We start from the raw sequence: 16275 nt of genomic DNA, 5'->3' as shown, positions 1-16275 counted from the left end.
GAGCCTGCCAACAAACTGGCAGGGTCGTCTTGTGGCGGAATTGGATCTCTAGCCGGGCGTCCCGTCGCGCGCACCTTTTTTGGGCGAGGGGCTGGCGTTGTCCTTCGTGCGCATCGCACACCCACTCCCAGCCAGGATGGGCCGATGGGCCGATGGGCCGATCCGCGGGTCGCTGGGAACATGGGCGTCACGCAGGGCGTGCACGTACGCTCGATCCTGTTTGATCCTTGCGCGTACCTGATCAGCCCCGCCGACGGACCGGTGACCGGGGATGAGGACATCAACGTCGTCCGCCACGCCCTCGAGCAGCCGCAGCCCGACGAGGTAGTCCTCAATCGGATGTGTGGCGTCCAGGTCGAGCATCGGAACCAAGACATCAGAGAGCATGTCACCGGCGACGAGAACCCCACGTTCTTCGACCAACAGCGCCGCATGGCCCTGGGCATGCGCCGGATGCTCAATAAGCCGGGCCTTGGGGCCATCCCAAGGAATCTGCGCAGTTTCAGCAGGCAGACCCGTGATGAGGCCGAACAGGTCCAGCAATGTTTCTTCGGCGATTTCCGGCGGTAGCCCCTCGGGGAGGCGGGCCTTCCAGTCCGCGTTCGACAGCAGATCTTGCATGTAGGCCGCACAGCGGGCTGTTCCGTAACGAGGCGGGGGCTCCTCCCGCGTGTGGTCTGCGACCGTTTGTCGAGACGGTGGTCCCTATTTCCGAGAACTGCAAGCCCCGGCACTTTGACGCCTCGACAGAGCCACCGGCAGCCCTGGTTCAGCCGATGCCAGCGCGAAGGCGATCGGCTGGCCCAGGACTCCCGTGCCGGCGACCAGGACATCAGCTCCGACTCGCCGCACGAGCGTTCCCTCTCATGTCGCCCGGAGCTGCCCCGGCCAGATGCGCCCGGAGCTGCCCCGCCGGGCGCCACGTGATCCCTCATGCGGCGCCCGCGAGCCCTCGGCGGACCAACGCCGGTTGGTGCGTTCACGGACAGTGTCAGCGCCCGCCTGCACAAGGCGGGGGGGGGGAGTCACTCGCGAGACCTCAGGGGCCGACGTCGGAGAGCTGCCGGACCTTTCACCTGTGCCCGCCTGGGGTCGCGGGCATGTCACAGCACGACCGCGCCATCGTGGAGAGCGCCTGGAAGGCGTTCGCCGGCCATGACGCTGACCGGATCTCCGCCGTCTTCACCGAGGACGCCCAGTGGCTGGCGCCCCCGGGCAACGCGACTGCCGTCGCGTTGGAGGGGCCCGGCCACCTGGTCGGCAGGAAGGCGATCGGCTATTCCTGGCCGAGGGCTTTTTCCGCTTCTTCGTGCGTGATGTCACCGTCACCTTTCATGGGCTCTGCGTTGATGGCGAACGGGTTGTCGTGGAGGAGACCATGACGGCGACACCGGCCAACGGCCGCCACTACGCCAACGACTGCTGCTTCATTTTCGGCCTGCGGGAAGGGCTGATTCACCGGGTCCGCGCGTCCATGGACACAGCCCGCGGGCATCGCATGGTCTTTGGTGAGGTCCGGGCGGCGGGGTGAGGTGAGTGCCATCGGACAGGTCGCCGACTGGGCACTGACGCGGTGCCGTCTCCTGCTCACGTACCAGCGCAGACCTGCGGGCACCAGGCCGACGGGGGCTTCGCGGAGATCGAGTTCCACCGTGGTGCCCTCGCTGCCGCGATCCGACGGACCTGTGTCCGGGCGACGTCGCACTGTGCCAAGTCGCCGAGCTCGGCGTTCTTCATCCTCACGCCTCCGGTATCGGCCTTCCACAGCTCCGCAACCGGCAGGTCGCCCAGCAAGTACCGGCAGGAGTCGAGATCGCAGACCCCCACCACCACATCGGCCCGAGAGACACAACTCTCGGGGGCCGATGAGCTTTCCCGGGCCGGGGTCCGGGGGCGGGCGGTCGGGTCAGCGGAGTCCGGCGAAGAGATCGTTCTCGGGTACGGCCGCGCCGGTGGCGTCCTTGACACGTACGAAGGTCTCCATGCCCATCAACGCGCCGAACCTCTCCTTGCCCATCTTGAGGAAGAAGATGTTTTCGCCCTGACTGGCGTGCGCGGCCAGCGCATCGAACTTCTGACCGCTGAATGCGGTGGTGTCCACCCACGTGGTGATCTCATCGTCGGGGAGGCCGATCTCGGCCAGCGCGGCGGCCTGGGCAGGATCCGGCTCCGGCATGTCCGGATGAAACTCGCGCATGATCTCCCCGAACCGCTGCATCCCCGAGCGGGGCATCGTCGTCCAGTACACCTTCGGGGTCAGCGCGGTCATCTCCAGCGCCGCCATCGTGATGCGGTGGGCCTGGATGTGATCGGGGTGCCCGTAGAAGCCGTTCTCGTCGTAGGTGACGACCACATCGGGTCGGTAGTGCCGCATGAGCTCCGCAAGCCGCGCGGCGCCTTCCTCCACGGGGGTGTGCCAGAAGGATCCGGGGACGTCGTTGCTCGGCCAGCCCATCATCCCGGAGTCGGCATAGTCCAGCATCTCCAGATCGCTGACCTTCAGGACGTCACAGCTCTCCTCGAGTTCTTGACGGCGCATCAAGGCGACGGCCGCCGGATCGTGCCCTAGATCGCCCGGCTTGACACCCCCCGGTCCGTCACCGCAACCACCGTCGGTACACGTCACGAGAACCGTGCGGATGCCTTCCGCCGCGTACCGCGCGAGGACCCCTCCGGTTCCGGTGGCCTCGTCGTCGGGGTGGGCGTGCACTGCCATGAGCGTCAAGGGCCGGTAACTCATGAAATGGGCCTCCTGCAGAAATACGTCTTGGTCCGAGTGCGCGGCGGGCGTACCGCGACCCTGGGGCCCGGATCCTGGCGGGGCGGACGACCTGGTGGTCTCCGTGTTCCCCGCCCGTGCGGCGCCGGTCCCTCGGTCGATGCAACCGTGCGGGCCGGACCGGCTGTTCCCGATGCGGTTGTATGGACACATCTCCACCAAGGAGGAGTTGTCCGATCTCATGGTGGACGAGGTCCGTAGGCGCTCCCCTTGCCGACCCTCGTCGCGGGGGCGTGGGGGTGTGGGTGATCACGTGCTCGGTGGCATGGGCGTACGCGCCATACCCGGGATCCAGCAGCAGCACCCTGCTCTGCCCGGTCAGCCACCGGCCGAACGCCCGAAAGATCAGGTCTGATGAGCCGGCCCCGGCCACGAGCGTCTCCACCGCCGCCGCCCGGGCCTTGGTGTGTGATTGGTCGGGGTTGTGGCGGTGGTTTGGTCGGCAGCGGGTACTGATGTGATGGATGGCCTGTTGACCAGCGTCTTTGTTGGTTAGGAATGCCGGATCTTGGCTGTCATGAGGTGACTAATTGACTGCCATGGAGAGTTCGACCTAGCGCACGGGTGGTCTGGCTGACGCGGCAATGAACATTCCGGTGATCAGGAGCTGGGCGGCGGGTGTGTGCTGAGGGGTATGACCGCTGAGCCGTCGTCTCCACCTCTCGCGCTGTCGCCGGACAGGCAGCGCACCGCGTCGCGTTCGCGGGAGCGTGCTGTGTCCCGGCAGGTGGTGGTGCGTCGCCTCCTCGCGCTGGATGAGGCCGACAAGCTGGAGACGGTGCATGTGCGGATCGCGGCCCAATCGGCCGGGGTGTCACGGCGCACGGTATGGCGCTGGCTCGCGGCCGCGCGGGAGTCGGGCCGTGTGGACCGTGTCCCACGGCGTGCCGCGTTCACGTTCACTGCCGCGTTGTGGGCCCGGCTGTCGGATACGGGCGGGAACGTGGCGGCGTTGCACCGCTGGATGACTGACCATGCCGACGAAGTGCTGCCCACCCTGGGCAGAGAAGCACTGCCGTCGCTGGCGACGCTGCACCTCGCGGTGCGCCGGGAACACAGCCAAGGCCGCATCCTTCACGTCACCCGCCCCCGATACGCTCGCGTAGATCCTGCCGGGTACGACCGGGCGCTGGCCGAACTGGCCCTACCGGGCACCATCGACGAGGCCGGCCAGGCGGCCGCCGCACCCACCCCACCAAGCGACACCGACAGCGCCGATACATCGGGCGCTTTACCGTTCACCGACGGCGGGGGTGCGTTGGTACGTTCCGGGTGCGCATGCCGTATCGACCAGGCAGCTCGGCGAGGTGACCGAGGCCCTCGCGCACACCATCGCTGCGCGGGGGATCGCGTGCGTGTACGGGGACCCCGGACACGGCAAGACGGTCGCGGTCCAGCAGGCGCTGCGCCTACTGCCGCGCCGTACCCCGGTACACCGCGCGCTGGTGGCGGTGAAACCTGCTTTGCCGCAGCTGAGGGCCGCGCTTGTGACCGCGTTCGGCCTGCCCGCCGCGTCGTTGACGAACCGCACGGATGCGGCCGACGCGCGCTGCTCCAGGCGCTCAAGACTCCGGGCGTCCTGGTCATCGACGATGTGCAGCGTATTGCCGCTCCTGAGCTGGACTACCTGCGTCTGCTCGTGGATGCGCCCACGACCGAGACTTCTCTCGTCCTGTGCGGGGCCGGAGCCGAGCGCACCCTCACGCGTGCTGCCGCGCTGGCCTCGCGGGTGCTGACCTGGCAACAGGCGTCCCGTCTGGACGGCGACCAAGTCCCTACCGTGCTCCGCCTGTTCCATCCGCTGTGGGATACCGCGACGGACGCCGACCTGCTGCACACCGACGCCACGCGCGCGATGGGGAACTTTCGTACCTGGGCGAAGATCACCTCGCACGCGTATGCGGCCCTGGCCCGTACTCCCGGGGCCGCGGTGGACAGCGCCCTGCTGTCCAGGGCCTGTGCCCGCCTCGGCCCTGCCCTTCCTGACCACATTCCCTTTCACGGGCAGGCCTCATGGACGCGATCACCCCCAACACCGCCGCTTCCGCTTTCTTGTCGCCTCTGGCGGCAACTGGGCCCGCCTGAGCGCCCTCACCCACACCGCCCTCCAACGCACAGGCCGCACCCGCGTTGACCAAGAAATCCTCCGCTGGACCTTCAGCTGCCTCGGCTCGGGTGCATAACACTGCCCGGCTACAGGAGGATGAAGACCCGAAGCCACCCGACCGTCCCGCCGCTGAGGTTCTCTGCCGCGATGCCCACCCCCACCCCGCCTACCGACACGACAACAGCCCCTCCGCGCCGGATGCTGCGCTCCGATCAGCAGGCGGCGGTGGACAGCGCGGTCCGGCACTTGGGGCGCCCGGGTTCGCGCGGGCACATCGTCTCGGCGTGCGGGACGGGCAAGACCCTGATCGCGCTGCGCACCGCAGAGGCGCTCGACGCCGCGCATCTCCTAGTGGCGGTGCCGTCCCTGACCTTGCTGGGGCAGTGGGCCGTCGCGGCACGCGCGGACGGGCGCACCGAGCCGCTGATGGCGGTCTCTTCCTTCGACGCCGGCAAGCATCCGCTGCTCGCCGGCGCGGGGGCGGTGTCCACGGGTTCGGGGGAGTACCTGGCGTACTGGCTGGCCCAGCGCAGGAAACGGCATGAGCGGGCGACCGTGTTCGTCACGCTCGACTCCCTGGCCCGGATCGAGGAGACCCAGCACACCATCTTCCCCGTCCCCGTCTTCGACCTCCTGGTGGTGGACGAAGCACACCGCACGGCGGGCAGCTGGGACAAGCAGTGGACGATGATCCACAACACCCGGATCTCGGCAGACCGCCGCCTGTATCTGACCGCGACCCCGTACGAGTGGGAGGCCCCGCGCCTGACCGAAGTCCCGGACGCGCGCCCGCAGCCCAAGCACATCGCGGCCACCGCCCCGTAGTGGGAGGCTCCGTCCCTGATCGCCTCGATGGACGACCCCAAGGTGTTCGGCCCCCGCCTGCACACCTACTCCCACGTGAACGCGATCGACGACGGCGTCCTCGCCGACTACCAGCTCCTCATCCCCACGATCACCAACACCGAGCTACGCAGCGCTCTGACCGACACCGATCTCCAGACCGGCTTCGGCTCCACGGCCCGCCGTACGAGTGCGCTGCACTTGGCCGTCCTCAAGGCCATGACCGAACACGACCTCCACCATGTGATCGTCTACTTCCAGCAGATCGCGGACGCCGCCGACTTCGCCCGCCAGTTCCCCCATACCCTGCGCACCCTCCCCGCGACCCAACACCCCCCCTGGGCCAAGGACTTGAGCGTTCCGATCAACGGCACCCACGCCCCCGAGACACGCCACGCCATCCTCGACCGCTTCGCCAAAGCCACTCGGGGAATCCTCACCAACGCCCAAGTCCTCGGCGAGGGAGTCGACCTGCCGGCCGTCGACGCCATTGTGTTCGCGGACCGCACGGCGAGCGTGCGCCGCATCGTCCAGGCCCTCGGCCGCGCCCTGCGCAAACCCCCCACCCTCGAAACCAAGACAGCCAGCCTGGTCATCCCCGCCTACACCCCACCCGACGCCGACCCCACCGACCTCCTCTCCACCCCCTACGAGGCCCTCTGGCTCGTCACCGCGGCGCTGCGCCACCACGACCAATCCATCGCCGCCCGCGCCCCGCGCAAGAACACCAAGCGCCACCTGGCCACCGACACCCACCAACTGCTCGCACGCCGCTTCCGTTTCGACTTCACCCTCGACGCCGACCACATCGCCCGCGCGATGGACCTCATCGCCTGGCCCTCCGACGGCGCCGCCCTCTCCGCACCCCGCCGAGCCGGCCTCGCCGCCGCCGTTCGCTACCACACCGAACACGAACACCTCCGCGTCCCGACCGACTACGAGGACGCCTACGGCTACCGCCTCGGCTCCTTCATCACCGGCCAGCGCACCGCCTACCACCAAGACACCCTCACCGCCGACTGGATCGCCGAACTCGAAACCCTCGACATGGTCTGGGACGAAAACGAAGCCGCCCGGCAAGCCAACCTCGCCACCATCGAGGCCTTCCACGCCATCCACGGCCACCTCGCCATCCCCGCACCCAACCCGGCGGCTGGCTGCACCGCCAGTTCACCAACTGGAACCAGCTCGCCGACGGCCAGCGCGACCTCCTCACCCGCCTTGGCCTGACCCCCGATCAAGTCCCGCTCCCCGTACGGAGCATGAGCACGGACACGAGCGCCACGCCCGGTACACGAACCCGCTGCGATGTGCCGGTTTGGTGTCGGTAGTTGATGTCAGTGACGGCATGTCAGGCCAGCGTGTTTTCGCTGCCGGCGGGCGTTGAGCATGGGGAAGTCACTGGCGTGGGACGGTGCGTGGTGCCGTTTCGGCTGTCAGTTTCGGCTTGTCGGGTCGGTGACGGGTAGGCCGATGGCCCGGCTGTCGCGTCGGGTGTGCGCCGGGTTCCACGGTTCCGGTGGGCGGTTCGAGCTCATCGCGCGCGGTTCCAGCCATGATCGGGTTCGCTAGCGTCGTCGATGTGTCCGCATTTCCTGTGACTTACAGGTGTCATCGATCTTGGAAATGGAGTATTCCGCCGGCTTCCTGGTCGTTCTGCAACACCCTTTAGCCTGTGGACGTGGGGAGGGTAGCGGCGATCCGAAAGCCGCCGTCCGGGCAGGGGCCAGCTGCGAAGAATCCGCCGAGCAGGTGGACCCGCTCGCTCAGGCCGATCAAACCGTGGCCACCGCTGGGGAGGTCCAGCGGTGCGGCGGCAGGATCGGCGGGGCCGTTGAGGATCTCGATGCACAAAGTGCCGTGCTGCTGCCGCACCTGGACTGTCACATGAGCTCCCGGAGCGTGCTTGCGCACATTGGTCAGCGCCTCTTGGACGATGCGGAAGGCTGCTCGTTGCACCGTATCGGGGCACTGTCCGCGAGGAGCCGGGGTAGCTCGTGTGCCAGCACTTGCTCGGCGAGCAGGCGTTGCTCCCTGGCGTGGCTCTTCTCCAGCTCGTCCAAGCGTGCGGTGAGTTCGTTGCGCAAGCTGATGGCGCGGCCGAGGGCCACGCAGGCGACGGCGGCGGCCAGGGAGGTCTCGAAAACTCCTGCGTCCCATGGGACTTCGTCCGGCTGGTTGATGGGATATGGCAGGTAGTTGAGTGTCATGGAGACGAGCCCGCACCCTACTAGCAATGGTCGGTTGCTTCGCTGGCGGGCAACGGTGTAGAGAGCGATCCATGCGGCGAGCCAGCCTGTTCCCATGAAGAGGCCCGGGAGCGTCGCCACAAACACGGTCAGCGGCATACGGAGGCGCAGCAGCAAGGCGAAGACACCGATCAGGGTGATGGCCCCTTCCGTTGAGGGGATGGGACCTTCACTGATTCCTGGGAAGGCGTCGGCACAGGCGAGTGCCACGGGGCCAAAGACGAGCAGCAGGCGCTTGCGCTGCGCCGCAACCCAAACCCTCATGCCCGGTCCCGGTAGCCCTCGTCGCTGGTCCTGGTCAGCCCCGCCCGCTCCGCCAGTACAGCCGCTTGAACCCGGTTCAGCCCGCCGAGCTTGCTCAAGATCGCGCTGACATGGTCTTTCACCGTGCCGTGCGCCAGGTGCATGCGACCTGCGATGGCGGCATTGGAAAGGCCCTGGCCCAACAGCGCAAGGACCTCCTGCTCACGCACAGTAAGCGAACCCGCGGCCTTCTTCGCCTCCTGGGCGTCATCAGTCCCTTCGACGTAGCCGCCGATCACGGTGCGGGTGACGGAGGGATCCAGAGCGCTGCCTCCTGCAGCCAGCACGCGGACGGCCCGGACCAGCTGCTCGGGGTCGGTGTCTTTGAGGAGGAAGCCGGCTGCGCCCTCGCGCAGCGCCGTGGCCAAGTACTCGTCCGTGTCGAAGGTCGTCAGCATGGTGACAACCGGTAGCGGTGTCCCTTTAGCCGCCTGGAGACGGCGCAGCACGGTCAGTCCGTCCACGTCTGGCATGCGGATGTCGAGCATCACCACGTCGGGGCGGTGTCCCAGGATCTTCTCCACCGCCTGCGCGCCGGTGCAGTCGGCGACGACCTCGATGTCTCCGGCCGATTGCAGGATCATGCGCAGCCCGGATCGGACGAGCTGCTCGTCGTCGACGACGAGCACGCGGATCGCTCTGTCTACGTGCACCGGCTCCACAAAGCGACTCTATTCCGGGGCAAGGGCGCGCCTTGCGGGCCGGGTGCTGCCCCCGCCGATGGGCGGGGGTGGTTGCGGACGCAGGACGGGTCCGCCGGGGGCCTGGTCCGGGCGAGAGTTTTAGACGTAACGAGCTGGCCGATTGCGGAGCGGCTCGAAGAGATCCCTCGTCAATCTGGAGAAATCATGATCGAGAATCGTATGTCGACTGTCACCGAGAACGCGTCGCTGGAGCTGGGCATCCAGGAGCTGGAGTCTCTGGACGCGCCGTGGACCTGGGGCGACGCTGGCAATGTGCTGGGCAACGTCGCCCAGGGCGCTGCGTTCGTCGGCGCCGGGGCAACGTTCGCCCAGGGTGTGGTGAACACCTACAACAACTGGGGCACCCAGCCCTCCTGACCTGCGCGGTGCCTGGGCGGGGTCCGGCGTCGCACACACCGCGAGCCGGACCCCGCCCCGCTCCCCTGGCCACTCGTGCCGCCAGCCGGGAGATCGGCCGCCTGGCCTCGGTGCAGTCTCGTCCGGGACGTACGGACCGCGCGCCCCTGCCTCACGGGAGCCGCCCAGACCGCCCCCTCCCGTTCTTCTGTTCTGCCTGTTCTTCCCGCCCGCCGGGTGTCGGGCCGTCGCGCACCTACGCGCGGGCGGCGGCCTGCCGCCCGGTGCTGTGTCCTCGCCCGCCCCGGATCGAAGGAGCCGGCATGCTGACCGGTCTGATTCGCCCCCCCGCTTCCACCGCCTTGGTGCCCGGGCATCCGGCCCGTGCCCCGGAGCTGGTGGTCCATACGCCCGAGCACCCGGCCCAGCCGTGGACGGTCCAGCACGGTACCGACCGGTATTTCCGGGTCGGCGCTGACGCCGCTTGCCTGCTGGACGCCCTCGACGGCCGACGCACCCCCGCGCAGCTGGCCAACGAGCTGGGCGCCCCGTGGACCCCCGCGACGGTCGGCCAGGCACTGGCCGCCTTCGCCACCCACGGCTGGCTCGCCGACACCGACACCGCCGCCCCGCCGCGGCGCCAGCGGGTGACCTACAAGCGGCCGCTGACCATACAGCTGGCCCTCTTCGACCCCAGCAAGCTGCTAAGGCACGCCCGCCCCGCACTGGCCTGGCTGGCCGCTCCCTATGCGGCCCTGGCCGCGCTGGCCGGCGTGCTCATCACCGTGGCCACCCTCCTCACCCACCTGCCCGAACTGCGCCGACTGGCGCAGCACCCCCCGTCGGCCGCCGCCTTCACCGCGGCAGTGCTGCTGGGCCTGTTCAGCGGTGTTCTGCACGAGTTCGGGCACGCCTCGATGCTCCTCGCCCACGGCGGCCGCCCACGGCGGTTCGGGGTGATGCTCTTCTACCTGATGCCCGCCCTGTTCTGCGATGTTTCCGACGGCTGGCGCCTGCCCCATGCCCGCCGTCGGGTGGCGGTCGCACTCGCCGGCGTCGGCACCGAACTCGTCCTCGCCGGCATCGCCTCCCTCCTCGTGCTCTTCCTGCCCCCCGGCACCCTCGCCACCGCGCTCCTGCTCTACCTCACCGGATGCATGGGACGCTGCGTGTTCAACCTGATGCCGTTCGTCAAACTCGACGGCTACCTCGCCCTGATGAGCCACCTCGACATCAGCCACCTGCGCGACAGGGCCATGACCGATGCCCGCAACGCCCTCGCCAAGATCTTGTTCGGCGGCATCTACCGGCGTGAGCTGCCCCTCTCCCGGTGGACCACCGCCTTCGGTCTGGGCTGCATGGTATTTCCCGTTCTCATGCTCACCCAGGCCCTGCTGCTATGGACCTACATACTGCCCATCACCGGCACCATCGCCGCCCTGGCCACCAGCGCCCTGTTCTTGGCCCTGGCCGTGCGCCTGCTCATCGGCTTGTACCGGCTCTACACCCGGGCCCGTACCGCCGGCGCCACCCGCCGCCGCATCACCCTCACTACCCTCGCCGCAGCCACCACTGCCACCGCCCTCCTGCTAGCCCTCACCTGAGACACACACGGCAAAGGCGCCTGGCCCCTCCAGAGAACGGGCCAGGCATCCCGCACCACTGACCGCACCCCCCGTCAGCGGCGCCGCAAGGGACCGTCCGGCCGCGCTTCAGGCGCTGGAGTGTGGGCCTGGGTCACCTGACCCGGCCGCAGGACGGCCTCACGCCCGCCGTGGGGCAGGGGCGAGTGGAGGCCAGGGCGACACGGGCCCGCGCCGGCGCGGCCAGGGCATCGGCCAGGCCGGACTCCTTCATCCGCAGGTAGAAGGTGGAACGGGAGGGCAGCAGAGCCGCCACGGCAGCCGGATCGTCGAATTCCTCGCCGTAGCGCGAGTGCAGCAGGTCCTCGACCTCCTCGCGGATCAGCTCGATGGTCACGTCCGACTCGTGCGCGCGCCGCCCGGCCGTCTGTCCCGCGTTCCCGGCAGCAGGACGACCGGGTTCTCCCCGGCCGCTTTCCATGTGCGCCGCTTGTCGGCGAGAGTGTGGGCGCAACAGCGGATGCCGCCGGATGCCAGCCGCGCCGACATCGCGGCGCACCGCTGGGCCAGCGTCGTCCCCGGCCCGAATCCATCCAAGCCCGCTGGGCCCGGCCCAGCTGCGGGAGAATCGAAGCCCGTAAAGCCACGCCGCGTCCGTCCCGCTCGCTGAGGTCGTCTACCCCAATGCCCACCCCCACCCCGCCCACCGACACGACAACGGCCCCTCCTCGCCGCGTGCTGCGCCCGGATCAGCAGGCCGCGGTCGACAGCGCGGTACGCGGACTCAAGAACCTGGGCTCGCGCGGCCACATCGTCTCCGCGTGCGGGACCGGCAAGACCCTGATCGCGCTGCGTACGGCCGAGGCCCTCGACGTCCGCCATCTCCTGATCGCTGTCCCGTCGTTGGACCTGATCGGCCAGTGGGCAGCCGCAGCCCACGCCGACGGCCGCCGTGAGCCGTTGATGGCCGTCTCATCGCTGCAGGCGGACAAGCACCCGCTGCTCGCCGCCGCGGGAGCGGTGAGTACGGGTTCGGGGGAGTACCTGGCCTACTGGCTGACCCGCCACAAGAAGGCGACCGTGTTCGTCACCCTCGACTCCCTGCCCAGGATCGAAGAGACGCAGCACTCGCTCTTCACCGCCCCCTTCTTCAACCTCCTGGTCGTGGATGAGGCACACCGTACGGCGGGTAGTTGGGACAAGCAGTGGACCGTCCTGCACGACCAAGCCCGCATCCCGGCCCACCGGCGTCTGTATCTGACGGCGACGCCGTACGAGTGGGAGGCGCCGCGCCTGGCTGAGGCTCCTGACACACGCCCACAGCCCAAGCGCACCGCGGCCACTGTCCCGGCGTGGGAGGCCCCGTCGCTGATCGCCTCGATGGACGCCCCGAAAGTCTTCGGCCCGCGTCTGCACACCTACTCCCACGCGGACGCGATCGAGGACGGCGTCCTCGCGGACTACCAACTCCTGATCCCCACGATCACCGACACCGACCTGCGCACCACCCTGGCCAACTCCGGCGACGCGCACACCGGGTTCGCCCCGACGGCCCGGCGTACGAGTGCGCTGCACCTAGCCGTCCTCAAAGCCATGACCGAACACGACCTCCACCATGTGATCGTCTACTTCCAGCAGATCGCGGACGCCGCCGACTTCGCCCGCCAGTTCCCCCACACCCTGCGCACCCTCCCCGACGACCAACACCCCGCCTGGACAGCCGACCTGAGCGTGCAGTCGATCAACGGGACCCATACCCCCGAGCAGCGCCACCAGATCCTCAACCGATTCACCGACGCCGACCGCGGCGTGCTCACCAACGCCCAGGTCCTGGGCGAGGGAGTCGACTTGCCGGCCGTCGACGCCATTGTGTTCGCGGACCGCACGGCGAGCGTGCGCCGCATCGTCCAGGCCCTGGGCCGCGCCCTGCGCAAACCACCCACCGTCGAGACCAAGACGGCGAGCCTGGTCATCCCCACCTACCTTCCGCCCGACGCCGACCCTACCGACCTCCTCTCCACCCCGTATGAGGCGCTGTGGCTGGTCACCGCTGCACTGCGCCATCACGACCAGACGATCGTGGCCCGCGCCCCGCGCAAGAACACCAAGCAACGCCTGGACCGTGACACCCACCGCCTCCTCGCGCACCGCTTCCGCTTCGACTTCACCCTCGACCCCGCCCACATCGCCCGCGCCATGGACCTCCTTGCCTGGCCCTCGAACACCGCCGTGCTCTCCGCACCCCGCCGCGCCGGACTGGCCGCGGCCACCCGCTTCCACACCGAATACGGCCATCTCCACGTCCCGGCCGACTACGAGGACGCCTTCGGCTACCGTCTCGGCCAGTTCGTCACCAGCCAGCGCACCGCCCACTCCCGCGGCCTGCTGCAGGAGGACTGGACCACGGAACTCGATGCGCTCGGTATGGTCTGGGACCACCACGAGGCCGTCTGGCAGGGCCAGTTCACCACCGTCACCGCCTATCACCAAGAGCACGGCCATCTGGCCATCCCCACCGACGTCCCAGGCGGCCAGTTCCTCATCGACCAGCGCGCCGCCGCCCGCAAGGGCCGCCTCGCCCCCGACCGTGAAGCCCAGCTCACCGCCCTCGACCTCGACTGGCTTCTCCCGCACGGAGCGGATTGGCACCGCAAATACCACCTCCTGCGCCGCCACCTCGAAGCCGGCCATGATCCCGCAACGCTGCGCCGTGACACGGTCATCGAGGGCGTGAAGATCGGCAGCTGGCTCCAGCGCCAGCTCACCACCTTCACGACCCTGACGCCCGCCCAGCGTGCTCTGCTGTCCCGGATCGGGGCCGACCCCGCCCGCCTACGGCTGCCGGTCGGCAAGCATGCCCGTCGCTCCTTCGAAAAGAACGCGGAACTACTGAGAGCGTTCACCGAACGCCAGTGCCGGCTGCCCGGCGCCCGGGAGTGGATCGAAGCCGACGGAGCGCGCGTTGAGATCGGTTCCTGGCTTCGCAGGATCCGGGCCAAGCAGAACGAGGGACGGCTCACGGAAGAGCAGGATCACCTGCTGTCCGAGATCATCCCGGCCGATCCATCGAGTCTGCCGGACCGCGAAGAGGACCGGGCCTGAACTTCAAACAGTTCAGAGTTTTCACTACATTAGACACAGACCCGTCCAGCAGAGTCGAGCACAGAGGGAGCGACAGCACCAGTCACTCCGGTACGCCCTTTCCAGACCGCCACCACCGGCCCCCGCCACCCGAACTTCCGCAACGCCTCGTACGTCTGCTCCAAAGACCGCGCGTGGGCACCGCGAACAGCCTCAGAAGATCGATGCCGCACGGCGCGCGTCGGGATCGTCGGGCCAACGACATGCCGCTACGCCGTGAGGCCGGTGACCTGCTCGCCCTGGTCGGCTGCCGCCAACCTATCTACTTCAGACAGACAATGGGGAAATTTCACGGTGTGGTGCAGGACCGGTTCGAGCCGCGCATCCCTCTCGACGTGGTGCTGGAGGAAAATGCCGAGCTGCCCCAGGAACGCGCCTACCTGAGAGCAGACAACACGCGACTGCGCAGTAGAAGGACTCCCCTAAAACCGGTGCCTTCCCGGGTGCCCGGCAGGGTGCAGGCATAGGCCGTCGTCGTTATCTGCAGCCGCGGTCGCGGGGCATTCGTCCAGCACGGCGAGGGTGTAAGGATCCTCGGTGCGGGGTGCAGGCCAGCACACCCACCAGGCGATGCTGGTGTTGTCAGGGTGGTCCTGGCTCTGCACGAGGCTGACATGTGGACCGTCGTGGCCGGCCGTGTACTGGCAGCGCTGGTGTGTCTCAGCTTCGTGCACCGCATCGTCCAGATCTTCCAACATGCCCCGGTCGCTGTCGGTGATGTCGGTCGCCGCTGTGCACTGGTCGACGTCTGCGCTGCAACCTGAACCAACTGGATGCCCTTGTGGTAGATGGCAGCCGGAGCAGGAAGAAGTACGAGTCAGAGTATGGCCGTCGGCGTCCCACCACAGCCAGTAAGTCACGACCGGAGGGTCCTCGTCCCAGGCAAGGTGGTCGAGGAGGGCGACATGGCGGCCAGGGTGCCCCCCACGCAGCTGACAGCGATGGGAGCCATCGTCCTCCCACAGATCTGGGATATCTGCCTCGACGGCCAAGGAGAGTCGGCCCTGCGGGCTGAGCGTCACAAACTCACGGCATGTCATGCAGAGAGCATGGCAGCGGCCACTGACAACAGCAGGCCATGCCCGCGACGTTGGCAGTCAAGGACACCATGATCGACACACGACTGCGCAAGACACGGATACAAGGAGAGAGTCAGCCATGGAGCGAACGGACCACCACTCAACTCGCGACCCGCGTAGTGGATCACGATGAGGGCAGACGACGGACCGCATATCATCCCGAAAATCATCACCGACCCGACACTCACATTAGAAAATCAATTCCAGTCGGCCAGTCAGTGACCGGAAAGCGACAGGTCGCTATTACTCCAAAGCACCGCAAAATCAAGCCAGTTGCGGTATGCTGCAGAGCATAGGACATCGAGAAATGGAGCCCCAAAATGCCGGAGAGGACACATGATTTCGGCCATTACGGGGCCCGTGGCATCAAAGGCAGCGAAGCCGTCGCACGCCAACTCGATGCGCTCGTCGACTACATCGCCACCCCCATTACCCAGAGGCGCGGTCTGCTGGCCCGTCTCAACTACTTGCTTCGCACTGACCACGCTAAACAGGTCGCCCGCGCTGCCGGCCTCACCATCTCCGACGACACCATCAAAGCTTGGCGAGAAGGCAGGCAAGAACCAAGAAAGACAAGCCTTCAGCAGGTCGAAGCTATCTACCGCACGGTGCGCCGACAGAACGTGGCCCGGTACCTGCTGCGTCGGCTGAACAGTAGGGGAGGGACTCGGGTGGAGATCCATCCGTTGAACCAGTCCCAGGTCGACCGCAGGTTCCAGCGGGTGCTGGAGTACCGCAGTCTCAACATCCGTCAGTGGGACACCTTCGTCCAGGCCTGGGCAGCAGGGGACATGAGCGCTCTCGAGGATGCCTGGGTGGACACCATCGTGGACCTCGGCTCCCAATGGGGACAATACGAATACGTGTCATCCGTCGGATTTGCGGCTTAGAAGTGAGTGTCTGTCAATTCTTTCAGAGAAACCCAGAATTGACAGACACTCACCAACCGGTCTAGGCACCCAACCTCCTCGCTGCGCTTTTTGTGAAATCCGCGGAGCGGATTTCACCCGCAATCCGCGGAGCGAATTGCGGTAGGCCGAATTGCGGAGCAAATCGTGCCGCGGACAACGGAGTTGTCCGCACCGGCGACGGAGTCGCCGGCCTCCCGCCGCGTAGCGGCGGCGCGGCGTGTCTGCGGAGCAGACCGCGCG

At 68.0% G+C, this 16275-nt stretch carries 14 protein-coding genes; 7 read left to right on the top strand and 7 right to left on the bottom strand.

Annotation, left to right across the window (positions count from 1 at the left end):
* Nucleotides 1-48 precede the first annotated feature (48 nt).
* On the bottom strand, nt 49-621 hold the full coding sequence (locus AB0O76_RS42205; RefSeq protein WP_365502748.1) for an MBL fold metallo-hydrolase: 573 nt from the start codon (nt 619-621) through the stop codon (nt 49-51).
* 577 nt (nt 622-1198) lie between these two features.
* On the opposite strand from AB0O76_RS42205, the gene AB0O76_RS42200 reads away from it, so the two are divergent.
* The gene (locus tag AB0O76_RS42200) at nt 1199-1531 is read left to right on the top strand and encodes a nuclear transport factor 2 family protein (protein WP_365502746.1); all 333 of its coding nucleotides are present in this window, start codon (nt 1199-1201) and stop codon (nt 1529-1531) included.
* A 375-nt stretch (nt 1532-1906) separates the two neighbouring features.
* On the opposite strand, the gene AB0O76_RS42195 is transcribed toward AB0O76_RS42200, so the two are convergent.
* The gene (locus tag AB0O76_RS42195) at nt 1907-2740 is read right to left on the bottom strand and encodes a PIG-L family deacetylase (protein ID WP_365502744.1); all 834 of its coding nucleotides are present in this window, start codon (nt 2738-2740) and stop codon (nt 1907-1909) included.
* A 2293-nt stretch (nt 2741-5033) separates the two neighbouring features.
* Here AB0O76_RS42195 and AB0O76_RS42190 point away from each other — a divergent pair.
* Together AB0O76_RS42190 and AB0O76_RS42185 are read left to right on the top strand one after the other, a co-directional pair.
* Nucleotides 5034-5711 (top strand): DEAD/DEAH box helicase family protein, encoded by a 678-nt coding sequence (locus AB0O76_RS42190; RefSeq protein WP_365502743.1) that lies wholly within the window; start codon nt 5034-5036, stop codon nt 5709-5711.
* A 27-nt stretch (nt 5712-5738) separates the two neighbouring features.
* Nucleotides 5739-6959 carry a Helicase associated domain protein gene (locus tag AB0O76_RS42185; RefSeq protein WP_365502741.1) on the top strand — a complete coding sequence of 407 codons (1221 nt, stop codon included), beginning with the start codon at nt 5739-5741 and terminating at the stop codon, nt 6957-6959.
* A gap of 438 nt (nt 6960-7397) precedes the next feature.
* On the opposite strand, the gene AB0O76_RS42180 is transcribed toward AB0O76_RS42185, so the two are convergent.
* The 3 genes from AB0O76_RS42180 to AB0O76_RS42170 are packed head-to-tail and all read right to left on the bottom strand — an operon-like array spanning nt 7398 to nt 8943.
* Entirely contained in the window at nt 7398-7616 is a 219-nt protein-coding gene (locus tag AB0O76_RS42180; protein WP_365502739.1) for a hypothetical protein, read from the bottom strand.
* A 32-nt stretch (nt 7617-7648) separates the two neighbouring features.
* Nucleotides 7649-8242 (bottom strand): hypothetical protein, encoded by a 594-nt coding sequence (locus AB0O76_RS42175; RefSeq protein ID WP_365502737.1) that lies wholly within the window; start codon nt 8240-8242, stop codon nt 7649-7651.
* Nucleotides 8239-8943 (bottom strand): response regulator transcription factor, encoded by a 705-nt coding sequence (locus tag AB0O76_RS42170; RefSeq protein WP_365502735.1) that lies wholly within the window; start codon nt 8941-8943, stop codon nt 8239-8241. The genes AB0O76_RS42175 and AB0O76_RS42170 overlap by 4 nt, the downstream gene beginning before the upstream one ends.
* Before the next feature lie 186 nt (nt 8944-9129).
* Between AB0O76_RS42170 and AB0O76_RS42165 the strand changes: the two genes are divergently transcribed.
* Together AB0O76_RS42165 and mpaP are read left to right on the top strand one after the other, a co-directional pair.
* On the top strand, nt 9130-9342 hold the full coding sequence (locus AB0O76_RS42165) for a hypothetical protein (RefSeq protein ID WP_365502733.1): 213 nt from the start codon (nt 9130-9132) through the stop codon (nt 9340-9342).
* Nucleotides 9343-9644: 302 nt separating this feature from the next.
* On the top strand, nt 9645-10925 hold the full coding sequence (gene mpaP / locus AB0O76_RS42160) for a daptide biosynthesis intramembrane metalloprotease (protein WP_365502731.1): 1281 nt from the start codon (nt 9645-9647) through the stop codon (nt 10923-10925).
* A 133-nt stretch (nt 10926-11058) separates the two neighbouring features.
* Here mpaP and AB0O76_RS42155 read toward each other — a convergent pair whose 3' ends face one another.
* A complete protein-coding gene (locus tag AB0O76_RS42155) occupies nt 11059-11301 on the bottom strand; it encodes a hypothetical protein (RefSeq protein ID WP_365502729.1) in 243 nt (80 codons plus the stop codon).
* Nucleotides 11302-11588: 287 nt separating this feature from the next.
* Here AB0O76_RS42155 and AB0O76_RS42150 point away from each other — a divergent pair, with 287 nt between their 5' ends.
* Nucleotides 11589-14006, top strand: a complete 2418-nt coding sequence (locus AB0O76_RS42150) for a Helicase associated domain protein (protein ID WP_365502727.1) — start codon at nt 11589-11591, stop codon at nt 14004-14006.
* Between the two features lie 461 nt (nt 14007-14467).
* Here the strand turns inward: AB0O76_RS42150 and AB0O76_RS42145 are convergent, their stop codons facing one another.
* Nucleotides 14468-14905 (bottom strand): hypothetical protein, encoded by a 438-nt coding sequence (locus AB0O76_RS42145; RefSeq protein ID WP_365502725.1) that lies wholly within the window; start codon nt 14903-14905, stop codon nt 14468-14470.
* A gap of 539 nt (nt 14906-15444) precedes the next feature.
* On the opposite strand from AB0O76_RS42145, the gene AB0O76_RS42140 reads away from it, so the two are divergent.
* Nucleotides 15445-16014, top strand: a complete 570-nt coding sequence (locus tag AB0O76_RS42140) for a transcriptional regulator (RefSeq protein ID WP_365502723.1) — start codon at nt 15445-15447, stop codon at nt 16012-16014.
* Nucleotides 16015-16275 lie beyond the last annotated feature (261 nt).

The organism is Streptomyces sp. NPDC086554, assembly GCF_040686095.1.
Classification (GTDB): domain Bacteria; phylum Actinomycetota; class Actinomycetes; order Streptomycetales; family Streptomycetaceae; genus Streptomyces.
This window is presented reverse-complemented; position numbering and strand designations above follow the sequence as displayed.

What these genes read in the sequence shown, in the direction of transcription:
- AB0O76_RS42205 (WP_365502748.1), bottom strand. Translation starts at nt 621, where the DNA reads ATGCAAGATCTGCTGTCGAACGCGGACTGGAAGGCCCGCCTCCCCGAG.
- AB0O76_RS42195 (WP_365502744.1), bottom strand. Translation starts at nt 2,740, where the DNA reads ATGAGTTACCGGCCCTTGACGCTCATGGCAGTGCACGCCCACCCCGAC.
- AB0O76_RS42190 (WP_365502743.1), top strand. Translation starts at nt 5,034, where the DNA reads ATGCCCACCCCCACCCCGCCTACCGACACGACAACAGCCCCTCCGCGC.
- AB0O76_RS42185 (WP_365502741.1), top strand. Translation starts at nt 5,739, where the DNA reads ATGGACGACCCCAAGGTGTTCGGCCCCCGCCTGCACACCTACTCCCAC.
- AB0O76_RS42175 (WP_365502737.1), bottom strand. Translation starts at nt 8,242, where the DNA reads ATGAGGGTTTGGGTTGCGGCGCAGCGCAAGCGCCTGCTGCTCGTCTTT.
- AB0O76_RS42165 (WP_365502733.1), top strand. Translation starts at nt 9,130, where the DNA reads ATGATCGAGAATCGTATGTCGACTGTCACCGAGAACGCGTCGCTGGAG.
- mpaP (WP_365502731.1), top strand. Translation starts at nt 9,645, where the DNA reads ATGCTGACCGGTCTGATTCGCCCCCCCGCTTCCACCGCCTTGGTGCCC.
- AB0O76_RS42150 (WP_365502727.1), top strand. Translation starts at nt 11,589, where the DNA reads ATGCCCACCCCCACCCCGCCCACCGACACGACAACGGCCCCTCCTCGC.
- AB0O76_RS42140 (WP_365502723.1), top strand. Translation starts at nt 15,445, where the DNA reads ATGCCGGAGAGGACACATGATTTCGGCCATTACGGGGCCCGTGGCATC.